The following is a 24,441-nucleotide window of genomic DNA, read 5'->3' on the forward strand; positions in this document are numbered from 1 at the left end:
GTGGCACCGGTTCTCGTCGTTCTGCACGCCGGCGATCTTCCCGACGGACTCGAGTCCGTCGCGGAGGTCGCCGACGTCAGGTACGCCACGGCCGACACCCTCGCGGATGCAGTCGACGGTGCCGACGCATTGCTGCTGTGGGATTTCTTCTCGCCTGCAGTCGAATCCGCGTGGCCGCGCTGCGGGTCGCTGAAGTGGATCCATATCGCCGCTGCCGGCGTGGACTCGTTGATGTTCGGCCAGTTGGTGGAATCCGATGTGGTCGTGACCAATTCACGTGGCGTCTTCGATCGACCGATCGCCGAGTTCGTGCTGGCTCAGATCCTCGCGTTCGCCAAGGACTCCGAACGTTCACGTGCACTGCAGCATTCGAAGATCTGGCGACACCGTGAGACCGAACGCATCGACGGTGCACACGCGATGATCGTGGGCACCGGAGCGATCGGTCGCGCCATCGCGACTCTGCTGAGTGCTGTGGGAATGTCGGTCTCGGGCGTGGGTCGAACAGCACGAGAAGGCGACCGAGACTTCGGTACCGTCTACGCCAGTGATGATCTGGCGGACGAAGTAGCGCGGGCCGACTTCCTGGTTCTGGTTGCCCCGTTGACCGAACAGACGAGGGGTTTGGTCGACGATTCGGTGTTGACCGCAATGAAGCCCGGCGCGCGGGTGATCAACGTGGGCCGCGGCGAGCTGCTCGATACCGAGGCACTGTTGAAGCATCTCGGCAGCGGACACATCACCGGTGCCGCGCTGGACGTGTTCGAGACCGAGCCGCTCTCGGCCGACCATCCGTTGTGGACGGCCGAGAACGTGATTCTCACCCCGCACATGAGCGGCGACGCGTCGGGGTGGAAGCAGCGACTCGCAGAGGTGTTCGCCCACAACGCACGTCGATACTTCCGGGGCGAACCCCTGCTCAATGTCGTGGACAAGAAGCTCGGCTTCGTGGTGTGAGACCTCAGTAGGCCCGCTCGTACTGCGGTGCCACGGCGGGAGACATCTCCACACCGAGTTCGCGGGCAGCGCGCCGTGGCCAGTACGGATCACGCAGTAGCTCGCGCGCAAGCAGCACGGCCGTCGCCTCGCCCAGCGAGACGATGTCCTCCGCCTGCTTGGGTTCGGTGATCATGCCGACCGCGGCGGCGGGCATCGTGGTCTCGTTCTGGATTCGCCGTGCGAACGGAACCTGGTAGCCGGGACCGACCGGAATCTTGGCGTGCACGTTTCCTCCGGTGGAGGTATCGACCAGATCCACCCCGTGTTCGGTGAGGATCTGGGACAACGCGACGGTCTGATCAGAGGTCCAACTCGGAGCCTCCAGTTCGGCTGCACCCTCGGTACTCTCCGGCTCGTCGAGCCAATCCGTCGCCGACAGCCGGACGAACACCGGAAGCTCGGCCGGCCACACCTCACGGACCGCGTCGACCACCTCGATCAATAGCCGGGTACGGCCGGCGAAGTCGCCGCCGTAGGCGTCGGTGCGGGTGTTGCTCGCGGGCGACAGGAACTGGTGTAACAGGTATCCGTGCGCGCCGTGAACTTCGGCCACCTTGAACCCGGCCTTCAGTGCGCGCTGCGCCGCAGAGCGAAAGTCGTCCACGATCTTCGCGATGTCGTCGTCGGTTGCCTCGCGGGGCGTCGCGTAATCACCGAAGGCGACTGCGCTCGGACCGACGGTCTCCCAGCTACGGGGATCCTCCGCGGGTAGCGACTTGCCGCCGAGCCAGGGAGCAGCTGTGGAACCCTTGCGGCCCGCGTGTGCCAGCTGGATGCCAGGAACGCTTCCGAAGGACGCGATCTCGGCGACGATCTTCGCCAATGCATCGGCCTGGGTGTCGTTCCAGATGCCGAGGTCCGACGGGCTGATGCGACCTTCCGGGCTGACTGCGGTGGCCTCGGTGATGATCAGGCCTGCCCCGCCGACCGCGCGGCTGACCAGATGGGTGCGGTGCCAGTCACCCGCAACGCCGACGTACTGGCCGGCGTCGTCGGCGGAGTACTGGCACATCGGTGCCATCCATACCCGGTTGGGAAAGGTGACCTCGCGCAGGGTCAGAGGCTCGAACAAGGCACTCACAGGTGGTTCCTCCGGTCTGTCGGTGTCGACGTCGACGACGTCGGTGATCTCCACGTCGTGCTGCAACGACACGGCGACACCGCTTCATTCCCGGCCCCATTAGTGTGTAGTTCATGACTGCTTCCGTCTCGGCCGAATCGGTGCCCACGACGCTCGACGAGCGTGAGAGCGTGCATGCGGCCGCTCGTCGGGCACGGATCGCCTCGCGTGCGCTGGCGTTGCTGACGACCGCGGAGAAGGATTCGTTGCTGCATACCGCCGCCGATGCCGTGGTTGCTGCTGCGGATTCGGTCCTGGCTGCGAACGCGGCCGACATCGAGATCGCGCGGGCAGCAGGTACCGACGAGGGGTTGCTGGATCGACTGCGTTTGACCGGATCGCGCATCGACGGCATCGCGGCGGGCCTGCGACAGGTGGCCGCGCTGCCGGATCCGATCGGCGGGGTCATCCGCGGTTCGACGCTCCCCAACGGGCTCGAGATTCGGCAGGTGCGTGTCCCGCTCGGGGTGGTGGGCATGGTCTACGAGGCGCGCCCCAACGTCACCGTCGATGCGTTCGGTCTCGCGTTCAAGTCCGGCAACGCGGTGTTGCTGCGCGGTTCGTCCTCGGCGGCACAGTCCAACGCAGCATTGGTCGGCGCCCTGCAAGGGGCGTTGCGCGAACACGGTCTGCCCGAGGCCGCCGTGCAACTGCTGGGCAGTGCGGACCGTGCCACGGTCACCCACCTGATCCAGGCGCGCGGTCTGGTGGACGTGGTGATCCCCCGCGGGGGCGCGGGGCTGATCGCTGCCGTCGTTCGCGATGCCACGGTCCCGACCATCGAGACCGGAGTCGGAAACTGCCACGTGTACGTCCACTCCTCGGCCGATCCTGACATCGCCGAGAAGATCGTGCTCAACGCCAAGACCCGCCGAGTCAGTGTCTGCAACGCCGCCGAGACCGTGCTGGTCGACGCTGCGATCGCCGACACCATGGTGCCGCGGCTGCTGCAGGCGTTCCAGATGCACAGCGTCACGGTGCACGGCGACCTGCCCGGACTGGTCCCCGCTCATGACGAGGACTGGTCGCAGGAGTACCTCTCACTCGACATCGCGCTGAAGGTCGTGGGCGGCATCGACGAGGCGATCGAGCACATCGATCGCTACGGAACCGGACACACCGAGGCGATCGTCGCATCCGATATCGGTGCCGCGCGCGAGTTCACTCAACGCGTCGATGCGGCTGCCGTGATGGTCAATGCCTCCACCGCCTTCACCGACGGCGAGCAATTCGGCTTCGGTGCCGAGATCGGCATCTCCACCCAGAAGCTGCACGCCCGAGGGCCCATGGGATTGCCCGAACTGACCTCGACCAAATGGACCGTGTGGGGCGACGGACACGTCCGAGATGTCTGACGCCTCTGCCGTACCGGTCAAATCCGATCATCAGGAGTTGTGACGTGGATCGTGCCCTACCGACGACACCCCCGCTGTTCGCGAGTGTGAACGACGTCCTCGAGCGTCTGGCAGAAACGGGCTATCTGGCCGACAAGGCCACGGCAACCTCGGTCTTTCTCGCCGACCGCCTCGGCAAGCCGCTGCTGATCGAGGGTCCGGCGGGTGTGGGCAAGACCGAACTCGCTCGTGCCGTGGCCCAGACGACGGGTGCCGAGCTGGTGCGGTTGCAGTGCTACGAGGGCGTCGACGAGGCCCGCGCCCTGTACGAGTGGAATCACGCAAAGCAGATCCTGCGGATCCAGTCGGGAACCGGTGGCGATTGGGATTCGACCAAGCTGGACGTCTTCTCGGAGGAGTTCCTGCTGGCGCGGCCGCTGCTGCAGGCCATTCGGCGTAGCGACCCCACCGTGCTGCTCATCGACGAGACCGACAAGGCCGACGTCGAGATCGAAGGACTGCTGCTCGAGGTGCTCAGCGACTTCGCGATCACCATTCCCGAGCTCGGCACCATCACTGCGGAGCGCACTCCGTTCGTGGTGCTGACCTCCAACGCCACTCGCGAACTGTCGGAGGCCCTCAAGCGCCGCTGCCTCTTCCTGCACCTCGATTTCCCCGACGCGGAACTCGAGCGTCGCATCCTGGCCAGTCGGGTTCCGGAACTGCCCGAGGCGATCGCCGAGCAGATGGTCAAGACCGTCCGTGTGCTTCGGGGTATGCAACTCAAGAAGTTGCCTTCCGTGGCCGAGACGATCGACTGGGGTCGTACGCTGTTGGCCCTCGGTATGGACACCCTCGACGACGATGCGGTCCGGTCGACGCTGGGAGTGATACTCAAGCATCAGTCCGATCAGGTGCGTGCTGCCGCCGAACTGCGGCTGAACTGACATGTTGGCCCCGCACGGAATTCCCGGGCATCTGGTCGGCTTCGTCGAGGCTTTGAGAAAGCGCGGAATCTCGGTGGGGCCGTCGGAAACCGTCGATGCCGGACGCGTCCTGTCGGTCCTGGATCTACTCGACCGCGAAGCCGTGCGCGAGGGGCTGGCCTGCTCGTTGTTGCGACGACCGACGCATCGCGGGGTGTTCGATGCCTTGTTCGACCTGTGGTTTCCGGTGGCGTCGGGCACGAGGGACTCGGGACAGATCGACACTGCGCTGCCCCGCACGGACGGCGGCGAGGTCGACATCGATGCGCTCCGAGAGTTGCTGGTGGATCTGCTGTCCGACGATTCGGCCGAGGCCGCGGAGTTGACCCAGATGCTGGCGGCGCAGATGGTGGAGGAACTCGGTCAGTACAAATCCTCGAACGGGCCGTCGTTCTCGGCCTATCAAGCCCTGCGCGATGTTGCCCCCGATACGTTGTTGCGCAAGATCCTCGACGGGCTACTCGGCCGCGCCGACGACACACCGGATCGGCCGACCGACGACTACGAATCGGAAGTGGCCAAACGTACTGCAGCGCAACGAATCGCAGACCTTCGCAAGATGGTCGAGAACGAGACGAGGCGGCGGTCGGCCGAGAAGCTGGGCCGCGAGCGGGTGGCGAGTTACGGTGTGCCCAAGCTGGCCGAGGAGGTCGACTTCCTGCGGGCCTCGGATACGGAGATGGCGGCGCTGCGACGCAACGTCACCCCGCTGGCCCGGCTGCTTGCCTCACGACTTGCGGTGCGGCGCAGCAGAAGCAGGCACGGCTCGATCGATCTGCGACGCACCCTGCGCAAGTCGATGTCCACCGGCGGCATTCCGATCGACTTGGTGGAGCGCAAGCCGCGTCGAGCACGCCCCGAATTGGTTGTGCTGTGCGATGTCTCGGGCTCGGTGGCGGGATTCAGTAACTTCACCCTGTTGTTGGTACACGCACTGCGAGAGCAGTTCTCGCGCGTTCGAATCTTTGCCTTCATCGATTCCACCGACGAGGTGACGCGATTCTTCGACTCCGGCTCCGACCTCGGTGCCGCGATGAGCCGCATCATCCGGGAGTCCGATCTGGTGACGTACGACGGCCACTCGGACTACGGCCACGCGCTGACGACGTTCGACGAGAAGTACGCGCATGCGGTCACCAGTCGCAGTTCGGTGTTGATTCTCGGCGACGCCCGCACCAATTACCGCGAACCCAAGCTGCCCGCGTTGGCCCACATCGTCTCGGTGGCCAAGCATGCGTATTGGCTCAATCCCGAACCGAAAGCGCAGTGGGGATCCGGCGATTCGGCGGCCAAGGTGTACGCAGACGTGATCGCCATGCACGAGTGCCGATCCGCCCAGCAGCTCGCCACCGTGGTCTCACGTCTGCTGCCGGTGTGAGGCGTGTGACGCCCGGTAGCGCCGCGGACGTAGAATCGACGGTTGTGCAGCACGAATACGACCCCGGTGACGACACAGGGAAGCAGTCCGTTCGCCGTTTGGGCGTGATGGGTGGCACCTTCGACCCGATACACCACGGGCACCTCGTCGCTGCCAGCGAAGTGGCGAACAAGTTCGGTCTGGACGAGGTCATCTTCGTCCCCACCGGAAACCCCTGGCAGAAGGAAGGGACTTCGGTCAGCCCAGCGGAAGACCGCTACCTGATGACCGTGATCGCGACCGCGTCCAACCCCCGATTCTCCGTCAGCCGCGTGGACGTCGATCGCGAGAAGTCGACCTACACCGTCGACACCCTGCGCGATCTGCGGGCGCAGCACCCCAATGCCGAGCTGTTCTTCATCACCGGCGCGGACGCCCTCGAGTCGATCCTGACGTGGCAGAACTGGGAGGAGCTGTTCGAGCTCGCCAAGTTCGTCGGAGTCTCGCGCCCGGGGTTCGAGCTGGGCGTCGAACATCTGGCCAACCACCTCCGGTCGTTGCCTGCCGGCACCCTCACATTGATGGAAATCCCGGCACTCGCGATATCGTCGACGGACTGTCGACTTCGAGCCGGTGAGAATCGGCCGGTCTGGTACCTCGTACCGGACGGCGTCGTGCAATACATCTCGAAGAGAAATCTCTACAGACCACGAGGCGCGCTGCGCCTCGACGGATCCGTCACCATGTCGGAGCCGGCACCCCAGAAGAAGCAACCGGAAGGGCCGGTCACCAGCGCAATGACCGCGAACCCGAACCATACGAGTGGGAGTACACCCAAGTGACTGCAACAGCCGAAGCCGCCGAGATGGCGCGTATCGCCGCGCTCGCAGCCGACGACAAACTGGCCAGCGACGTGGTGATCCTCGACGTCTCCGACCAGCTCTACATCACCGATTGCTTCGTGATCGCCTCTGCGCCCAACGAGCGTCAGGTCAACTCGATCGTGGACAACATCGAGGATCAGCTGCGTGAAGCCGGACACAAGCCGGTCCGCCGCGAGGGCACCAAGGAAGGTCGCTGGGCGCTGTTGGACTACTCCGACATCGTCGTCCACGTCCAGCACAACGAAGAGCGCAACTTCTATGCCCTCGAGCGGTTGTGGAAGGACTGCCCGACCATCGAGGTCCCCGGTCTCGGACAGCACCCGGCTGCGGAATCGGAGCAATGATCCGACGGCTCATCCTGCTTCGGCACGGTCAGACGGAATACAACGCCACCGACCGCATGCAGGGTCAGCTCGATACCGATCTGTCCGAGCTCGGTCGCACCCAAGCCAAGACGGCCGCTGCCGAGCTGGCGACGCGTGAGCCGATTCGGATCGTCTCTTCCGACCTCCGCCGGGCTCTCGACACTGCCGTTGCCCTGGGCGACGCTGCCGGGGTTTCGGTGACGCAGGACGAGCGCCTGCGCGAAACCCATCTCGGCGAGTGGCAGGGTCTCACCCACACCGAGGTCGACGACATCGCACCCGGCGCTCGGCCGGCGTGGCGAGCCGATGCCACCATCGCTCCACCGGGCGGGGAGAGCCGTATCGACGTCGCCCGTCGCAGTGTTCCGCTGGTTCGCGAGCTACTGAGCGGCGTCCCCGAGTGGGGTGCCGATGGCGACCAACGGCCACTGGTACTCGTGGCGCACGGCGGCCTGATCGCGGCACTGACGGCAGCGTTGCTCGATTTGCCGACGGATCGGTGGCCGGTGCTCGGCGGGCTCGCCAACACCAGCTGGGTGCAGCTCGGCGCGCACGGAGCGGGCGCTCAGCCGTCCTGGCGTTTGGACGTGTGGAACGCCTCGGCGCGAGTGGCCAGTGACGTCCTCTGACGAGACGGCGGTGCGTCCCACGCTGCTCGTGCTCGCGGACTCGCTGAGTTACTACGGGCCCGAGGGCGGGTTGCCGGTGGACGATCCGCGGCTCTGGCCCAATCTGGTTGCAGCCGAGCTCGGTTGGACAGTGGATTTGGTTGCGCGCATCGGCTGGACGAGTCGTGACGCATGGTGGGCTCTGACTCAGGATCCGCGAGTGTGGGCCGCGATTCCCCGTGCCGGTGCCGTCGTGTTCGCCATCGGCGGTATGGATTCGCTTCCGTCGCCGTTGCCTACCGCGCTGCGGGAGCAGATCCGGTACATCAGACCACCTGCTTTGCGACGCGTCGTTCGCGCGGGATATCAAGCGGTGCAACCGGTTCTGTCGCATCTGGGTTGGCCGGTTGCACTGCCGCCGCGGCTCAGTGTCGATTACCTGGAGCAGGCCCGCGCGGCCTTGGCCTACGTACGTCCCGAGCTTCCCGTCGTCGGCACCTATCCGTCGGTGCACCGCTGCGATGCCTACGGGCGGGTGCACTCGGGCCGCGAGCCCGCGGTACGGGCGTTGCGGGCGTGGAGTACGGACAAGAACGTTCCGATGGTCGATCTCGCCGACGCGGTGCGCCCGAACATCGAATCCGAGAACGCGAACCCCGACGGCATCCACTGGGGGTGGGACGCCCATCGTGCGGTGGCCGCGGCCATGCTCGAGGCGTTGCGACCGGTGGCTGCCTCGGCGTCGACCATGAACCCTGCAGCGACCCCGAAGCCATGACCGTCGCCGTCGTCACCGACTCTTCGTCCTGCCTGCCTGCCACGCTTGCGGCCGAGCGGGGAATCTCGCTGGTGCCCTTGCACGTACTGGTGGACGGAATCGACCATCGTGAGGGTGTGGACGAGATCCCCGAGCACTCCGCCTCGGGAAATCCGGTGACCACCGCCGGCGCGTCACCGGGCGAGCTGGCCGAGGTGTACGCCGCGGCTCTCGAACGCAGTCGAGGGGACGGTGTCGTTGCGCTGCACATCTCCCGGGGACTCTCGAGCACGTGGGAAGCAGCGCGCCAGGCCGCGGACGAGGTCGGCCCTGCCGTTCGAGTGGTCGATTCCGGTTCTGCAGGAATGGGATTGGGCTTTGCCGTGCTGACGGCTGCCGGTTCGGCTGCCGGGGGAGCGGACCTGGACACGGTTTACCACTGCGCCGTCGCTGCGTCGACGACCTCGAGGTGCTTCATCGTCGTCGATCGCCTCGACCATCTGCGACGCGGAGGTCGAATCGGCACCGCCGCAGCCCTCCTCGGCACTGCACTGGCCATGAAGCCGGTGTTGCACATCAGCGGCGGCGCACTCGTGCTGCGGGAGAAGACGCGGACCTCGTCCAAGGCGTTGCACAAGCTGGTCGACGCAGCCGTCGCCGCCGCATCCGAGGTCGGTGACGATTCGGGGGTTGCGCTCGCCGTGCACCATATGTTGTGCGCGGAGCGTGCCGACGATGTCGCTGCGATGTTGGCCTCCCGAATTTCGGGCTTCACCAGCATCGACGTGTATCCCTTCGGTGCCGTGCTCGGGGCGCATGTCGGGCCCGGTGCCGTCGGCGTCGTCGTGGCGCCGGGACACCGATAGTCGCGCCGATCTCATTGATCATCCACAGGTAGCGAGTTGTGCACAGGGCAATTCGCGACCAGCGTCTCGTGGCGTGTGGGCCCGACCGCCGAAACTAGCGTCCTGGTGCATGGGCGGTGACGACGATCGGGCGCACACGGTGGCGCGACTGAATGCCGTGCGCAGACAACCTGATTCCGCACGCCCGGATGGGATACCCGCGCGCGTCGAGACGCAGGAATCCAGCCCTGACGTGACGACCCCGGAACCGGATTGGCTGATCTCGAGTTCGCCGAGGCTCGGTTCCCCGTGGTCGTCCGTACTTCCACAGCGATGGCGTTCCGCTCGGGTGGACCCGGGAAGGCAGGGTGCCATCGCCCTGGCAGCAGCCGGAGTCTTTGTCGTGCTCGTCGCGGCATTCGCGGTGTTTCGAGATGCGCCGACGCCTGCACCCGCTCCACCGCTGGCTGTGGTTGCATCCGATACGAAGAATTCGGACGTCCCGGCCGAACCGGTACCGGCAGTGGAAGCCGAGCTGGTCGTGAGCGTCGTCGGCCTGGTGGTACAGCCCGGACTGGTTCGGCTGCAACCGGGTTCGCGAATCGCCGACGCGGTCGCCGCGGCGGGTGGACCTGTCGAGGGTGCCGATCTGTTTGCGCTCAACATGGCCGCGCGAGTGGCCGACGGTGATCAGATCGTCGTCGGTGTCGTGCCGCCACAGGCTGCCCCGCCGTTGAGTAGTACGACCTCGACGCAGGGTGTGGCATCGAGCGGTGGAATGGCGGACGGTGGTGTCCCGGCCGATCCGCCTGGGGGTTCGCCGCTCGGCGGGACGGTGGACCTCAATGCCGCCACCGTGGCCGAGTTGGACGCGTTACCCGGGGTCGGGCCGGTGACCGCAACCTCGATCGTGAGTTGGCGAGAGACCAACGGCCGCTTCGTCTCTGTCGATCAGCTCGCCGAAGTGGACGGAATCGGGCCCGGGAGGCTGGCGAAGATCCGCGATCTCGTGCACATCGGATGAGCACCGACGCCGTATCGACCGCCACTGCGCAGGCCGAGGAGTTTCTGCCGTTCGATATACGTCTGGTTCCGGCCGTGGTGGTGTGCTGGTCGATCACCGCGGTCGGAATACTCGGCGGCCCCGGCGCGGCGGTAGCGGCCACGGCGTCGACCTCGCTGATGGTGCTGCTCGGTTCGCTGGCGCTGCGACGGCTGGCGGCACGATGCGCCGCGTCCGGTCCCAGCTGGGCGGGAGTGGCCACGGTGATTGCACTCGCGCTGTGCTTCGGCGGAGCGATCTGGCTTCAGATGTGCGCAGTAGCAGATCATCCCGTGGCTGCTGCCGCGGAGAAACGCGCGTGGATCACCGCGTCGGTTCGGCTGGAGGAGGACCCACGCCGACTGACGTCCGCAGGACCCTCGATGGTGATGACGAAGGCCGAGTTGATTCGCGTGGACGTCGGAGGTGAGGCGCTGTACGTCGGCGGACGCGTCTCGATCATCGCCCCGGAGTCGAGTTGGTCCACGCTGCTGCCGGGTCAACAGATCACCGTCCGGGGCAGGCTCGGCGAACCGATTCGACCAGACATGACTGTGGCGGTGATCCGCGTATCGGGACCACCCGTCACCGTCGGTGACCCCGGGGCGATCTCGGCCGCAGCCGGCACCTTCCGGTCGAATTTGGCTGCGGTGGCGCAGAATTCGATGCCACCGGATCGTGCAGGTCTGCTACCCGGTCTCGTGGTCGGGGATGTGTCCCGATTGGACGAGACGGTCACCGAGAACTTCCGGGCGGCCGGACTGACGCATTTGACAGCTGTGTCGGGCGCAAACTTTTCCATCGTGATCGGTGCGGTTCTGCTGGTGTTGCGCAGCATCGGGATCGGCCCCCGAGCGACAGTCGCAGTTGCGTTTTTCGTGCTCGTCGCGTTCGTGATCGTGGCTCGACCGTCGCCGAGTGTGCTTCGTGCGGCGGTGATGGGTTCGATCGGGCTGTTGGCCCTCGTCACCGGCAGGCGGCGGCAGGCCGTTCCGGCCCTGTGCGGCGCGGTGCTGGGCTTGCTCGCATGGTGGCCGAGGCTGGCGGTGGACGTCGGGTTCGTCCTGTCGGTGTTCGCCACCGCCGGACTCGTCCTGGTCGCACCGATCTGGGTCGACTGGCTCCGTGCCCGCGGCTGGCCGAGGGCAGCCGCGGAGGTATCGGCCGTCGCTGCAGCCGCGCACGCGGTGACGGCACCGGTGGTCGCGGCGATGACGGGAACGATCAGTGTGGTGGGCGTCGTTGCGAACGTGTTGGTGGCACCGGTCGTCGCTCCGATCACGGTGGTGGGCATCGTGACGGCCGTGATCGCCACCGTCAGCACGTCGGTCGCCGAGCTGACGGCGCATCTGGCGTCGGCCCCGTTGTGGTGGTTGATCACGGTGGCGCAGCGTGCCGCATCGGTGCCTGTTGCCGGGATCGTCGTCCCCGACGGTCTCCTGGGTGCAGCGCTGGCGGGCTTCGGTACGGCCACGCTGCTCGTGGCGTTGCGGTTGCGGGTGCTGCGGTGGGTTGCTGCAGTGGTGGCGATAACGGCACTGGCCATGTGGACTGCGCATGTGCTGTGGTGATCGCTCGAAAGGAAGCGGATGCCCGAGCTGTCGGCCCCACATGGCACGATCACGGGTGTGACTTCGAGTGTGGCTCCTCTGCATCTGGTTCTCGGCGACGAGGAACTTCTGATGGATCGCGCGGTGGCGTCGATCGTGGCGCAGGTGCGTGCCAATGCGGCGATTCCGGGGGAGGATCTGCCGGTCACACGGTTGCGCACCGGCGACGCCAGTGCCCCGGAACTTGCCGAACTGCTCAGTCCGTCGCTGTTCGCGGAGGACCGCGTGGTTGTGCTCGAGGCAGCGGCCGAGGCAGGCAAGGATGCTGCGGCTCTGGTGCTCGACGCCGCAACCGATCCGCCCGAGGGCGCGGTCGTGGTGGTCATGCATTCCGGCGGCGGTCGGGCCAAGGCCATGGTCGGTGCTCTGCAGAAGTGCGGCGCTCAGGTGCACGAGTGCGTCAAGCTCACCAAGCCCGCCGAACGCATCGACTTCGTGCGCGGTGAATTCCGTGCGGCCGACGTGCGCGTGAGCGGCGAGGTGATCGAGGCTGTCGTCGAGTCGGTCGGCAACGAACTGCGCGAATTGGCCTCGGCCTGTTCGCAGCTGGTCTCCGATACCGGCGGCAAGGTCGATCTGGCTGCAGTGCGCCGGTATTACTCGGGCAAGGCGGAAGTCTCCGGATTCGACGTCGCCGACAAAGCGGTGATCGGAGACAGAGCCGGCGCGCTCGAGGCTGTTCGCTGGGCGATGCACAGGGGAGTGGCGCATGTGCTGTTGGCCGACGCCTTGGCCGATGCCGTCCGCACCATTGCGCTGGTGGGTTCGGCCGGTCGCGGCGACCCGTTCCGAATGGCAGGTGAATTGGGCATGCCGCCGTGGAAGATCAAGAAGGCGCAGGGTCAGGCCCGAGGCTGGAACGGTCGATCCATCGCGCAGGCGTTACGGGTTGTGGCGCAACTGAACGCCGACGTCAAAGGTCAAGCCGCGGATGCGGACTACGCCGTGGAAAAGGCGGTCGCGGAGGTCGCGGGGCTGGGCCGGTAGCGCTCGGGCCCCAGCGTTGTGACAAGTCCAGGGCACGAAAAACCCAGGGCACGAGAAAGCCCGCTGCCTCCGTGTCGGATGCAGCGGGCTCGGTCGAGCTCAGCGGTGAATCAGAGCTTGTTGACTGCGAGAGCCAGTGCCGACTTCTTGTTGGCAGCCTGGTTCTTGTGGATGACGCCCTTGCTGGCGGCCTTGTCGAGCTTGCGGCCTGCGTCGAGGAGAATCTCGGAAGCCTTGTCCTTGTCGCCCGCAGCCTGTGCCTCGCGGAACGAGCGGATGACGGTACGAAGGGAGGACTTCACCGACTGGTTGCGCAGGCGTGCACGCTCGTTGGTGAGAATCCGCTTCTTCTGGGACTTGATATTGGCCACGCGTAAAATCCTTCTTGTCTTCGTCGGTATTCCGGTCAGGGCGATCCATGCTGGAATGCCCGAAGTCTGCTGCAGAGCTTTGGAGCCCTGCGCCGAAGATCGAGAATACCAGCCCGGCAGGGCAGAACCCAATTGGGTGCACCCGTGACGATGCGTTTCAAGAATTTAACGCTTCTACCGCGCCTAACTCCAGTCTCTGTAGCAACATGACCAGAATGAGTCCGCGATCGGCAACGCATGCCGCCACCAAGGCCAAAGCGACCAAAACCAAGTCAGCGGATCGCGTCGAACCCGAGGTCGACGGGGTGTTCGGGGGTTATTCCGACGTCGGAAAGTACAGTCTCGCCTTCGACGAGATGTTCGACGCGGACGGACGAACCAGGACTCCCTACAAGGGCATTCATACAGCCCTTGCCCCGGCGAACGCGTCCGACCTGGACGCGAGATCCGATGCACTGGGACGCGCATTCGTCGACCAGGGCATCACGTTCTCGCTGTCCGGCCAGGAGCGCCCGTTCCCGCTCGACCAGGTTCCCCGCGTCATCGCCGCCGGGGAGTGGTCACGGCTCGAACGCGGCATCAAGCAGCGCGTCAAAGCGCTCGAGATGTTTCTCGCCGACATCTACGGCGATCAGGAAATCCTCCGCGACGGCGTGGTGCCGAAGCGACTGATCACCTCCTGCGAGCACTTCCACCGTGAGGCGGTCGGCATCACACCGCCCAACGGCGTGCGCATCCATGTCGCCGGAATCGATTTGGTCCGTGATGCACAGGGCACGTTCCGCGTCCTCGAAGACAATCTGCGTTCGCCCTCCGGTGTGTCGTATGTCATGGAGAACCGGCGCACCATGGCCCGGGTGTTCCCGGATCTGTTCGCCAGTCACCGCGTGCGTGCCGTCGGCGATTACGCCTCGCACCTGTTGCGCGCATTGCGCTCCGCCGCAGCTCTCAACGAGGCCGACCCCACTGTGGTGGTGCTGACCCCCGGTGTGGCCAACTCCGCGTACTTCGAGCATTCGTTGCTCGCTCGGCTGATGGGCGTCGAACTCGTCGAGGGACGCGATCTGTTCTGCCGGGACAACATCGTCTACATGCGCACCACCGAGGGTGAGCGCCAGGTCGACGTCATCTACCGACGCATCGACGACGACTACCTCGACCCCATGCAGTTCCGGCCGGATTCGGTCCTGGGCGTGGCAGGCCTCGTCAACGCCGCCCGCGCAGGCAACGTCGTGATCTCCAGCGCCGTCGGAAACGGCGTCGGCGACGACAAGCTGGTCTACACGTACGTGCCCACGATCATCGACTACTACATGGGCGAGAAGCCGTTGCTCGCCAACGTCGACACGTTCCGGTGCTGGCTGGACGACGAGTGCGAGGAAGTCCTCGACCGCATCGACGAATTGGTGATCAAGCCGGTCGAAGGGTCGGGTGGTTACGGCATCGTCTTCGGCCCCGACGCCTCGCCGAAGGAATTGGCGACCATCAGCAAGAAGGTTCGCGCGGATCCGCGCGGCTGGATCGCGCAGCCCGTCGTGCAGCTCTCGACGGTGCCCACCAAGATCGGTGACCGGTTGGTTCCCCGGCACGTGGACCTGCGGCCGTTCGCGGTCAACGACGGCGACGACGTCTGGGTGTTGCCCGGAGGCTTGACCCGAGTAGCCCTGCCGGAGGGTTCGTTGGTGGTCAACTCGAGCCAGGGCGGCGGCAGCAAGGACACCTGGGTGCTCGCCACCCGAACCTCGCAGGAGGAGCAGGAACTGGCAGGCGAGGAGATCGTCAGCGTTCCGCCGGAGTCGCCCATGGTCGAACAGGGCCCGGAGCTGACCATGGACCAGCAGATGAATCAGCAGCAGCAACAGCAACAGCAACAGCAGGCAATGAACTCGGACTCGAACGGCGGTGGACAGTAAATGCTCGCGCGCAACGCAGAGTCGCTCTACTGGATCGGACGGTACGTCGAGAGAGCGGACGACACGGCCCGCATTCTCGACGTCACCGTCCACCAGCTTCTCGAAGACGCCACGGTCGATCCCGACCACATCTCGCGAGTGTTGTTGCGAGTACTCGGTTTCAAGCACGAGCCGGACGTCTCGCTCGACGTGTGGTCGCTCACCGAGTTGGTGGCCTTCAGCCGTGACGGGCTCGGCTCCATCGTGGACTCGCTGTCCAGCGCACGCGAAAATGCCCGTGGCGCTCGCGAAGTCACGTCGAGTGAGATGTGGGAGTGCCTCAACACCACGTACAACGGACTGAACGAGCGCATCAGGGCATCCAAGCGCACCGGCCCGGCCGAGTTCTTCAGCTACATCGAAGAGCGGGCCGCGATGTTCGCCGGTCTCGCGGATTCCACCCTCAGTCACGACGACGGCTACCGCTTCCTGTTGCTCGGTCGCTCGGTCGAGCGCATCGACATGATCGTTCGGCTGCTGCTCTCGCGCGCCGGTGACCGGCCGTCGTCGCCCGCGTGGGTCACTGTGCTCCGATCCGCCGGTGCTCACGACACCTACCTGCGCACCTACCGCGGCGCGCTCGACGCTCAGCGAGTTCTCGAATTCATGTTGTTGGACAGGCTCTTTCCGCGCTCGGTGTTCTATGCACTCAACGAGGCGGAACGGTCGCTCGATCAGCTCGACCATCAGCCCAACAGTCGAGTCGGTGCACGGGCCGAGGCTCAGCGGCTACTGGGTCGCGCGCGTAGCGAACTCGAATTCCTCCGTCCCGGTGAAATTCTCGACGATCTGCAGGAGCGCCTGCTCTCTCTGCAGGAAACCTGCCGTGAACTCGGTGAGGCGATCTCCAAGCAGTACTTTCACGCCGCTCCGTGGGTTGCGTGGACGGACGCCGGCTCCGGAACATTCGAAGATCAATTGGAAGGTGAACTGTGAGCTGGCGTATGCGTGTCGTACACACCACGGGCTATCAGTACGACGCACCGGTGACCTCGTCCTACAACGAAGCTCGGCTGACGCCGCGAAGTGACAACCGGCAGAACGTGATTCTGAACCGAGTCGAGACGAACCCGGTGACGCGGTCCTACCGCTACACCGACTACTGGGGTACGGCGGTGACGGCGTTCGATCTGCACGCACCGCACACCGAGCTCGAGGTCACCGGATCCTCGGTGGTCGAGACCGATCCTTTCGTCTACCCCGACGAGAACGCGTCCTGGGAAGAGCTGGCCAGCGATCCGGTGACCGACCGTTTCAACGAGGTGCTCGACAACACGGTCTACGTGCCGAAGAACCGTCAGCTTGCGTCGGTGGCGAAAAAGCTCTCGAAGGGATTGCCGCCGCAGGAATCGGTGGTCGAGATCTCGAACTGGGTCAACCAGGAGATGTCGTACGTCCCGGGGACCACCGGGGTGCACACCTCGGCCGTCGAGGCGTGGTCGGAGAAGAAGGGCGTCTGCCAGGACTACGCCCACCTGACTCTGTTGATGCTGCGCAGCATCGGTATCCCCAGCCGGTACGTCTCGGGATACCTGCACCCGAAGAAGCAGGCGGCGATCGGCGCGACCGTCGAGGGCCAGAGCCACGCGTGGATCGAGGCGTGGACGGGTGCCTGGTGGGGTTACGACCCGACCAACGCGATCGCGGTCAACGAGCAGCACGTCTCGGTGGGACTCGGCCGCGACTACGCCGACGTGCCTCCACTCAAGGGCATCTTCTCCGGCGGCGGTTCGACGGCTCTCGACGTTGTCGTCGAAATCACGCGACTGGCCTAGCGTCGTGCGCGTTGTGCGTAGCTGTGGCTACGCACAACGCGCACGACTCAGTTCCAGCCGAAGTCTCGACGCAATCGAGCTGCGACGGAGTCGAATTGGGGTTTGCTCAGAATCGCGCCCTCGCGGCGGATGCCGTCCTCGGGCACGTCGAGAACGCGATCCAGACGAATCCAGCTCGGTCGGCCCTCGGCGTCCCAGGAACCGGATCCGATCGACTGCCAGTCGCGGTCGCCGTCGCGACTGCTCTGGCTCGACAGCATCAGACCGAGTAGATCGTTGCCCTCGCGCCCGATGACCAACACCGGGCGATCCTTGCCCTGACTGGCGTCTTCTTCGTAGGTCACCCAGGTCCAGACGATCTCACCCGGATCGGCCTTGCCGTCCAGATCGGGGGAATACTCGATGGTGCGGGCCCGCTGGGCCGTCGGCCTCGTCTGTGACGCGACGGGGCGGCCGGGACGCGGAGCCGGAGCGGACGTGTTCGCTGTCGTTCCACTGATTGCGTCCTTGCCCTTCTGCAGGGCGCCGGACTTCTGCAGTTGACGCAGCAGTCGCGGGCCTTCACGCATCGCGATCTTGCCCAGTTCTTTCCCGAATCTGCTCCAATTGCCAGCCATGCGGCGAGTGTAGCCACCCTGACGTTGCTGCTCACAGCCCAGACTGTGGCGACGTCGAAGCCGGAGTCGGACAGCCGGGGACGGCGCATCGTTCTCGGCGTGGGACGATGGACACACCCGTTCGCTCATTTCGAACACGCCAGCCGAAGGATACGAGTGCCCAGCTTCGCCGACACGACGTTCACCGATCCGTCCAGGATCAGGAACTTCTGCATCATTGCCCACATCGACCACGGTAAGTCGACGTTGGCGGACCGGATGTTGCAGCTCACGGGCGTTGTCGACGACCGGTCGATGCGCGCGCAGTACCTGGACCGGATGGATATCGAGCGCGAGCGCGGCATCACCATCAAGGCGCAGAACGTGCGGCTGCCGTGGGTCGTCGACGGCGAAGAATTCGTGCTGCACCTCATCGACACTCCCGGCCACGTCGACTTCACCTACGAGGTCTCCCGTGCCCTCGAAGCCTGCGAAGGGGCAGTGCTGCTCGTCGACGCCGCTCAGGGCATCGAGGCGCAGACGCTGGCCAACCTGTATCTGGCTCTCGACAAAGAGCTCACCATCATTCCGGTGCTCAACAAGATCGACCTTCCCGCTGCCGACCCGGATCGCTACGCCGCCGAGATCGCGCACATCATCGGGTGCGAGGCCGACGACGTACTGCGCGTATCCGGTAAGACCGGTGTGGGCGTGGAAGAACTGCTCAACGAGGTCGTCAAGCTGGTCCCGGCTCCGGTCGGCAACCCGGACGGCCCGGCCCGGGCGATGATCTTCGACTCGGTCTACGACACCTACCGCGGCGTCGTCACCTACGTGCGAGTGGTCGACGGCGCGCTCAACCCGCGCGAGAAGGTCACGATGATGTCGACCGGCTCGACGCACGAGTTGCTCGAGGTCGGCATCGTCTCGCCCGATCCAAAGGCCACCAAGGGCTTGGGCGTCGGCGAGGTCGGTTACCTCATCACCGGAGTCAAGGACGTCCGTCAGTCCAAGGTGGGCGATACCGTCACGACCTTCCGGAAGGGTGCAACCGAGCCGTTGACCGGCTACCGCGAGCCTCGGCCGATGGTGTACTCCGGTCTCTACCCGCTCGACGGCTCGGACTACCCGGACCTGCGTGATGCTCTCGAGAAGCTGCAACTGAACGACGCGGCCCTGACCTACGAGCCGGAGACCTCCGTTGCTCTCGGCTTCGGCTTCCGCTGCGGATTCCTCGGGCTGCTGCACATGGAGATCACCCGCGAGCGGCTCGAGCGGGAGTTCAACCTGGACCTGATCTCGACCTCGCCCAACGTGGTCTACCGCGTCGAAATGGAAGACGGTGCCGAGCACATCGTCACCAATCCGTCGTACTGGCCCGAGGGCAAGGCGCGGGAAGTGTTCGAGCCGATGGTCAAGTGCACCATCATCTCGCCCAGCGAATTCATCGGCTCCATCATGGAGCTGTGCCAGGGACGACGTGGCGAACTCGGCGGCATGGACTACCTGTCCGAGACCCGCGTGGAGCTTCGCTACACGATTCCGATGGCCGAGATCATCTTCGACTTCTTCGACATCCTCAAGTCCCGCACCCGCGGATACGCGAGCCTCGATTACGAGGAGATCGGCGAGCAGGCCGGTGCGCTGGTCAAGGTCGACATCCTGCTGCAAGGGGAGGCCGTGGACGCGTTCTCGGCGATCGTGCACAAGGACAATGCCGCGGCCTACGGCAACAAGATGACGACCAAGCTCAAAGAACTGATTCCGCGTCAGCAGTTCGAGGTGCCGATCCAGGCCGCCATCGGATCGCGCATCATCGCGCGCGAGAACATCCGTGCGATCCGAAAGGACGTGCTGGCCAAGTGCTACGGCGGCGACATCAGCCGTAAGCGCAAGCTGCTCGAGAAGCAGAAAGAGGGCAAGAAGCGCATGAAGACGATCGGTCGCGTCGAGGTGCCGCAGGAAGCCTTCGTCGCCGCACTGTCCTCGGAATCTTCGTCGGACAAGCCCAAGAAGTAGCGCAGGCACGCGCTCTGGCAGCTTCGAGGTGCCTTCGCTCGTATCGAAGTAGCTGCGACACAACCTTTTCCAGCCCCGCACCGTGTTCTCGGTGCGGGGCTGGTCTTGTTGTCGGTGGTTATGTGATGTGGGGGCCGGCTCGGGCGTGGGATTGTCGGGGTTGTCGGTAGGGGTCGACGGTGGCGGGTGGGATGAACCAGGGGTGGTTGTCGGTGCCGATGAACACTTCCCAATCGCTGTGGTGGATCAGTCGGTGATGGAAACCGCACAGGAGGACGAGATTGTTCATGTCGGTGGGTCCACCGTCGGTCCAGTGCCAGATGTGGTGGCCTTCGGTCCAGGCTGCGGGTTTGCCGCAGCCGGGGAACGCGCAGCCGTGATCGCGGGCGGTGAGGGCGCGTTTCTGTTTGGCGGTGACGGTGCGGGCGGTGCGGGCAAGGTTGATCGGGGAACCGTTCTCGTCCATGACGATGGCGGTGAGGATGCAGTCGCAGGCCAGTTGCCGGGAGGTCTCGCGGGTGAGCGGTCCCATCCAGGGCAGCCACCCGACGGTGGTGCCGTCGCCGAACAAGTCGCGATACGCGCCGCGATCGGTGGTGGCTGACCGGCTGTCGTTGTCGCAACCATCGCCGCTGCCACTGGCACAACCATCGCTGCCGCTGCTGTCGACGCCGTCGCCATTACCACTGCTGCAGTCGGATTCGGTTGCAGTGCTGCCGTTGCCGTTGCCGTCGTCCTGGCCTCGGCGGAGGTTGGTGAGGTCGCGCAGGCTGATGTGCAGGTTGACGTGCGGCTTTTCGCCGCCTTCGGTGGGTCGGTTGCTGGAGGCGAGGTAGCGGTCGAGGATGTGTCCGAAGGCGTCGGCTCGCCGCCGGGCGGGGCTGCGTTCGTCTTGGGTGCCGTCGGCGGCGGGCTGGGGTTCGGTCAGGGGTGAGAGTGCGGTGAGCAGTTTTTCTCCGGTGACAGCGTCGAAGTCGGCCTTGAGCACCAATCGCCCGTTGAGGGTTGTGGAGGCGAAGAGTTCGTTGCGGTCGGTGTCGTCGGGTGGTTTCTTGCTGCCGTAGGTGTCCTCGAGTTTGGTGATCGCTGCGCGCAGTGGCCCGGTGCGGGCGTCGGGTCCGGTGGCGGCGGTCAGCAATGCTGCTCTGGCAACGTCCTGGCCTTCTTGCGGGAGGTTCTTCGGTGGTGTTTCGGCGAAGGTGAGGATCAGGGCGGCATGGTCGACGGAGATGCTGGCGGTGTTCACGGCGTCGGCGATGTCGGGGAAGTTTTTCAGTCCGCGGGCGAGGGCGACGATCTTGGTGGCTTTGCTGGGGGTGAGCAGGGTGGTGGAGGTCAGCCAGCCGGCGGGGCCGGGGAATCCGAGTTTCTCGCGGCTCACGCGGGTGTCGATTTCCGCGACGAGGGCGATACGTCGGGCTTCGAGGAGTTGGATTTGGTGGGAGGCCGCGGTGGCGTCGGCGAGGAGTTCGCTCTCGCTCAGTTGCCAGATCGCGGTGGTCATGGGGGTTAGTGTATCGAACATGCGTTCGACTAGCAATGATAGTCGAATCGAAAACTATTGCCCTGCAAAAAGATTCGATATCGCGATTCTGTCGGTGGCGTGTGGTAGCGGACGCATGTCGGGTGCGACAGACGAGGCCGTGGCCGGCGAGTACATTTCGAACCTGTGACTACGCCGATCTTGAAGCAGCTCCGTGTGCCCGTCGTCGGTGCGCCCATGGCGGGTGGCCCGAGTACTCCCGAACTGGCTCGCGCGGTCTCGGAGGCGGGTGGGCTCGGCATGATCGCGGGCGCATTACTGACACCTGAAGCCTTTGCAGCGCAGATCGATTCGGTTCGAGGACTGCCGTTCGGTGTCAACCTCTTTCTGCCGGAGGAGCCGTCCGGTGCCGACGTGGCGTCCTATGCCGAACACCTGGCGTCCTGGTTCGAGCGGTTCGATGCCGAACCAGGGGAGCTGCTGCGACGAGACGACTTCTACGCCGAGAAGTTCGCTTGGCTGCTCGAGCATCCGGTACCGCTGGTCTCGAGCACATTCGCGACGTTCGATGCGGACGAGGTAGCCCAACTGCACGCAGTCGGGACGGAGGTGTGGGCCACCGTCGCCACCGCGTCCGACGCGTCGGTGGCCACCGCCAACGGCGTCGACGCTCTCGTTGTGCAGGGGCCCGAAGCCGGTGGGCATCGAGGTACGTTCGACGGGTCGGCCCCGGACGAGCCGTTGGCCGAACTGCTCGTTGCGGTCCGCGAGATCTCGGAACTCCCTCGCATCGCAGCCGGCGGATTGATGGACGGCAATGACATTGCGCCACTGCTGGATTCGGGTGCAGCCCATGCCGCGCAGCTCGGGACGGCCTTACTGAACACGCCTGAGGCCGGCACCAAACCAGTGCACCGCGAACAGCTGACACTGGCTCCGAACACGGCAGTGACGAGGGCCTTCTCCGGCCGTCCCGCGCGGGGTCTGGTGAACGAGTTCATGCACGCGAACTCCGATGCCGCTCCGCTGGCGTATCCCGATCTGCACTACCTGACCGCGCCGATGCGCGCGAAGGCCGCAGCAGCGGGCGACCCGTCGGGACTGTCGATGTGGGCCGGGACCGGCCATCGCCGCGCTCAGGCCAAGCCCGCGGCCGAGTTGATCGCCGAATGGGCGAGACAACTCGGCCGCTGAAACCACACGCAGCGACTACCGAACTTCCCGGTCAGGGGTTGGCGTGGGCGGGCTGGAAGTGTCCGGACGCCTGGGCTTCTTCGGCCCGGATGACGTGCACTACTGCGTTGATGAGGGCAAGGTGGGTGAACGCCTGCGGGAAGTTGCCGAGGTGACGGCCGGTGCGGTGGTCGATCTCCTCGGCGTAGAGCTTGAGCGGGCTCGCGTAGCCGAGTAGACGTTCGCAGAGGTGCTTCGCGCGGGGCAGTTCGCCGATTTCCACCAGGGCAGAGACCAGCCAGAACGAGCAGATCGTGAACGTTCCTTCCTCGCCGGCCAAGCCGTCGTCGGTGGTGTCGGTTCGGTAGCGCAGAACCAATCCGTCCTCGGTCAACTCGTCGGCGATGGCGAGCACCGTGGCACGGATTCGCTCGTCGTCGGCCGGCAGGAATCGCAGCAGCGGTGCCAGCAGCAACGACGCGTCCAGCGACGGGTCGCCGTAGCGCTGCGTCAGCACTCCGCGTGAGTCGGTGCCGTTTTCGAGAATGTCGGCCTTGATCTCGTCCGCGATCTCGTTCCACTGGTCCGAGTAGTCCTGCTCGCCATGGATGTCGGCGAGCTTGGCACCGCGATCGAGCGCGACCCAACACATGAGCTTCGAGGACGTGAAGTGCTGCGGTTCGCCGCGCACCTCCCAGATGCCACGGTCCGGTTTGCGCCAGTTGGCGATCGCTTCCTCGACCTGACGTTTGAGTAGCGGCCACAGGAATTCCGGGACGTGCTCACGTGACTTCACGTGCAGGTACACCGAGTCGAGCATGGTGCCCCAGATGTCGTGCTGCTCTTGGTCGTAGGCCCCGTTGCCGATGCGTACCGGCCGCGCGCCGTCGTATCCGGACAGGTGCGGTAGCTCGCTCTCGTCGAGGGTCTTCTCGCCGCCGATGCCGTACATCACCTGCAGCGGATTGACCTCCCCGTTCGCCGTCGTCGCCACGTCCGACATGAACGCGAAGAAGTCGTTGGCTTCACGGTCCAGTCCGAGCGTGTAGAGGCCCCACAGTGCGAACGTCGAATCGCGGACCCAGGTGTAGCGGTAGTCCCAGTTACGTTCTCCGCCCGGTGTTTCCGGGAGCGACGTGGTCGATGCCGCCAGCAGGGCACCGGTGGGCGCGTAGGTCAGGCCCTTGAGTGTCAACGCGCTGCGCTGCAGGTAGCCCCGCCACGGGTGGTCGGGGAACCGGCCGATGGTGATCCACTGCCGCCAACATTCGGAGGTGCGCCACATCTTCTCCGCTGCTTCCTCGAAGGTTTGCGGCGCAGGAAGGTCGGACCAGGACAGAGCGACGAAAACATTGTCGCCCTCGGTCATTCGGGTTCGGGCCCGAGCCTCACGGCCCTCGATGCCGATCCGAAGATTGGTGGTCAACTTCAGCGTGGGCTGGTCACCGTCCGCGCTCGCCTCGCAGGTTGCGGTGGTCTCCTCGTACACCTTGCCGGTGTACTCCCAGTTCGCGGGTGCCCGGTGGTAATCGAAGGCCGGCTCGCAGCTCATCTCCAATTCGACTGTGCCGCTGACACATTTGATGGTGCGCAGCAGTATATGTTCGGCATCCCAGTCGCTCGGTGCGCGCTTGTGGGTGCGAGAGCGTTGATCGGTGTTGTGCCACGGTCCCATGATGAGGGCGTCGCGCACGATCAACCAGCCGGTCTCGGTCTGCCACGTGGTCTCGACGATCAGACCGCCGGGCAGATAGCGCCGCGCCGCGGGGACCGACTGACCGTACGGGCCGACGCGAAAGTGGCCGGCACTGCGATCGAGAATCGCTCCGAAGATGCTGGGGGAGTCCGGCCGGGGCACGCACATCCACTCGACGGATCCGTTTCGCGCGATCAGACAGGTGGTCTCGCAGTCCGAAAGGAATGCGTAGTCGTCGATCGGCGGAAAGGCGCTGCGGTAGGACGTCAGGGTGGACACCGGTGCGTCGGTACTGCCCAATACTCCCTGAACTTCGATCCCGCCCAACTCTGGGTGCCCAGATCCCATCGCGGGCTCGTCGGCCACCGGAGGCACGGGCGAAACATCTTCGAATGCCGTCATGGCGTAATCATCGACTCATCGGTGGCAGTCGTCCACTGCTGGTCGTCGATCGGCGTGGCGTGGGCACCGGACGCGCTGGT

22 protein-coding genes are annotated in these 24,441 nt (G+C 65.4%); 17 read left to right on the forward strand and 5 right to left on the reverse strand.

Features of this window, described 5'->3' with window-relative positions:
- Positions 1 to 957, forward strand: coding sequence for a D-2-hydroxyacid dehydrogenase (locus tag BH93_RS11035; protein ID WP_052065838.1), 957 nt, complete (start codon positions 1 to 3; stop codon positions 955 to 957).
- Between the two features lie 4 nt (positions 958 to 961).
- Here the strand turns inward: BH93_RS11035 and BH93_RS11040 are convergent, their stop codons facing one another.
- The gene (locus BH93_RS11040; RefSeq protein ID WP_037177840.1) at positions 962 to 2,080 is read right to left on the reverse strand and encodes an NADH:flavin oxidoreductase/NADH oxidase; all 1,119 of its coding nucleotides are present in this window, start codon (positions 2,078 to 2,080) and stop codon (positions 962 to 964) included.
- Between the two features lie 113 nt (positions 2,081 to 2,193).
- Here BH93_RS11040 and BH93_RS11045 point away from each other — a divergent pair, with 113 nt between their 5' ends.
- The 11 genes from BH93_RS11045 (at position 2,194) to holA (ending at position 12,894) form a co-directional block, all read left to right on the forward strand.
- Positions 2,194 to 3,474 carry a glutamate-5-semialdehyde dehydrogenase gene (locus tag BH93_RS11045; protein ID WP_037177266.1) on the forward strand — a complete coding sequence of 427 codons (1,281 nt, stop codon included), beginning with the start codon at positions 2,194 to 2,196 and terminating at the stop codon, positions 3,472 to 3,474.
- Positions 3,475 to 3,518: 44 nt separating this feature from the next.
- Positions 3,519 to 4,400, forward strand: coding sequence for an AAA family ATPase (locus BH93_RS11050; protein WP_037177268.1), 882 nt, complete (start codon positions 3,519 to 3,521; stop codon positions 4,398 to 4,400).
- 1 nt (position 4,401) lies between these two features.
- Positions 4,402 to 5,817, forward strand: a complete 1,416-nt coding sequence (locus tag BH93_RS11055) for a vWA domain-containing protein (protein ID WP_032379194.1) — start codon at positions 4,402 to 4,404, stop codon at positions 5,815 to 5,817.
- 107 nt (positions 5,818 to 5,924) lie between these two features.
- Positions 5,925 to 6,638, forward strand: a complete 714-nt coding sequence (gene nadD / locus BH93_RS11060) for a nicotinate-nucleotide adenylyltransferase (protein ID WP_052058460.1) — start codon at positions 5,925 to 5,927, stop codon at positions 6,636 to 6,638.
- Entirely contained in the window at positions 6,635 to 7,024 is a 390-nt protein-coding gene (rsfS, locus tag BH93_RS11065) for a ribosome silencing factor (RefSeq protein WP_032379193.1), read from the forward strand. Before nadD ends, rsfS begins: the two co-directional genes overlap by 4 nt.
- Complete coding sequence (locus BH93_RS11070; RefSeq protein ID WP_037177269.1) at positions 7,021 to 7,674, forward strand: histidine phosphatase family protein; 654 nt, start codon at positions 7,021 to 7,023, stop codon at positions 7,672 to 7,674. The genes rsfS and BH93_RS11070 overlap by 4 nt, the downstream gene beginning before the upstream one ends.
- A complete protein-coding gene (gene octT / locus BH93_RS11075; protein ID WP_037177270.1) occupies positions 7,661 to 8,431 on the forward strand; it encodes a diglucosylglycerate octanoyltransferase in 771 nt (256 codons plus the stop codon). The genes BH93_RS11070 and octT overlap by 14 nt, the downstream gene beginning before the upstream one ends.
- Positions 8,428 to 9,276, forward strand: coding sequence for a DegV family protein (locus tag BH93_RS11080; protein WP_037177271.1), 849 nt, complete (start codon positions 8,428 to 8,430; stop codon positions 9,274 to 9,276). Before octT ends, BH93_RS11080 begins: the two co-directional genes overlap by 4 nt.
- A gap of 109 nt (positions 9,277 to 9,385) precedes the next feature.
- A complete protein-coding gene (locus tag BH93_RS11085) occupies positions 9,386 to 10,279 on the forward strand; it encodes a helix-hairpin-helix domain-containing protein (RefSeq protein ID WP_052065840.1) in 894 nt (297 codons plus the stop codon).
- Positions 10,276 to 11,868, forward strand: coding sequence for a ComEC/Rec2 family competence protein (locus BH93_RS11090; RefSeq protein ID WP_052065842.1), 1,593 nt, complete (start codon positions 10,276 to 10,278; stop codon positions 11,866 to 11,868). Before BH93_RS11085 ends, BH93_RS11090 begins: the two co-directional genes overlap by 4 nt.
- Before the next feature lie 18 nt (positions 11,869 to 11,886).
- The gene (holA, locus tag BH93_RS11095; RefSeq protein ID WP_197914595.1) at positions 11,887 to 12,894 is read left to right on the forward strand and encodes a DNA polymerase III subunit delta; all 1,008 of its coding nucleotides are present in this window, start codon (positions 11,887 to 11,889) and stop codon (positions 12,892 to 12,894) included.
- Positions 12,895 to 13,004: 110 nt separating this feature from the next.
- Here the strand turns inward: holA and rpsT are convergent, their stop codons facing one another.
- A complete protein-coding gene (rpsT, locus tag BH93_RS11100) occupies positions 13,005 to 13,265 on the reverse strand; it encodes a 30S ribosomal protein S20 (protein ID WP_027497522.1) in 261 nt (86 codons plus the stop codon).
- Positions 13,266 to 13,621: 356 nt separating this feature from the next.
- On the opposite strand from rpsT, the gene BH93_RS11105 reads away from it, so the two are divergent.
- From BH93_RS11105 to BH93_RS11115, 3 genes are read left to right on the forward strand one after another with little or no spacing between them, the layout of a single operon-like run.
- The gene (locus tag BH93_RS11105; protein WP_242459228.1) at positions 13,622 to 15,178 is read left to right on the forward strand and encodes a circularly permuted type 2 ATP-grasp protein; all 1,557 of its coding nucleotides are present in this window, start codon (positions 13,622 to 13,624) and stop codon (positions 15,176 to 15,178) included.
- Entirely contained in the window at positions 15,179 to 16,153 is a 975-nt protein-coding gene (locus tag BH93_RS11110) for an alpha-E domain-containing protein (protein ID WP_032379188.1), read from the forward strand.
- A gap of 8 nt (positions 16,154 to 16,161) precedes the next feature.
- Positions 16,162 to 16,992, forward strand: a complete 831-nt coding sequence (locus BH93_RS11115; RefSeq protein WP_032379187.1) for a transglutaminase family protein — start codon at positions 16,162 to 16,164, stop codon at positions 16,990 to 16,992.
- Positions 16,993 to 17,039: 47 nt separating this feature from the next.
- Here BH93_RS11115 and BH93_RS11120 read toward each other — a convergent pair whose 3' ends face one another.
- Positions 17,040 to 17,609 carry a type II toxin-antitoxin system PemK/MazF family toxin gene (locus BH93_RS11120; protein ID WP_165712695.1) on the reverse strand — a complete coding sequence of 190 codons (570 nt, stop codon included), beginning with the start codon at positions 17,607 to 17,609 and terminating at the stop codon, positions 17,040 to 17,042.
- Positions 17,610 to 17,759: 150 nt separating this feature from the next.
- Here BH93_RS11120 and lepA point away from each other — a divergent pair, with 150 nt between their 5' ends.
- A complete protein-coding gene (lepA, locus tag BH93_RS11125; protein WP_371829190.1) occupies positions 17,760 to 19,607 on the forward strand; it encodes a translation elongation factor 4 in 1,848 nt (615 codons plus the stop codon).
- A gap of 118 nt (positions 19,608 to 19,725) precedes the next feature.
- Here the strand turns inward: lepA and BH93_RS11130 are convergent, their stop codons facing one another.
- Positions 19,726 to 21,111, reverse strand: coding sequence for an HNH endonuclease signature motif containing protein (locus BH93_RS11130; RefSeq protein WP_165712698.1), 1,386 nt, complete (start codon positions 21,109 to 21,111; stop codon positions 19,726 to 19,728).
- A 165-nt stretch (positions 21,112 to 21,276) separates the two neighbouring features.
- Between BH93_RS11130 and BH93_RS11135 the strand changes: the two genes are divergently transcribed.
- Positions 21,277 to 22,284: a nitronate monooxygenase gene (locus tag BH93_RS11135; RefSeq protein ID WP_037177275.1), complete on the forward strand. Its 1,008-nt coding sequence runs from the start codon at positions 21,277 to 21,279 to the stop codon at positions 22,282 to 22,284.
- A 31-nt stretch (positions 22,285 to 22,315) separates the two neighbouring features.
- Here BH93_RS11135 and BH93_RS11140 read toward each other — a convergent pair whose 3' ends face one another.
- Entirely contained in the window at positions 22,316 to 24,361 is a 2,046-nt protein-coding gene (locus BH93_RS11140) for a glycoside hydrolase family 15 protein (protein WP_032402408.1), read from the reverse strand.
- Between the last annotated feature and the right edge of the window lie 80 nt (positions 24,362 to 24,441).

This window comes from Rhodococcoides fascians A25f (genome assembly GCF_000760935.2).
Taxonomy (GTDB): domain Bacteria; phylum Actinomycetota; class Actinomycetes; order Mycobacteriales; family Mycobacteriaceae; genus Rhodococcoides.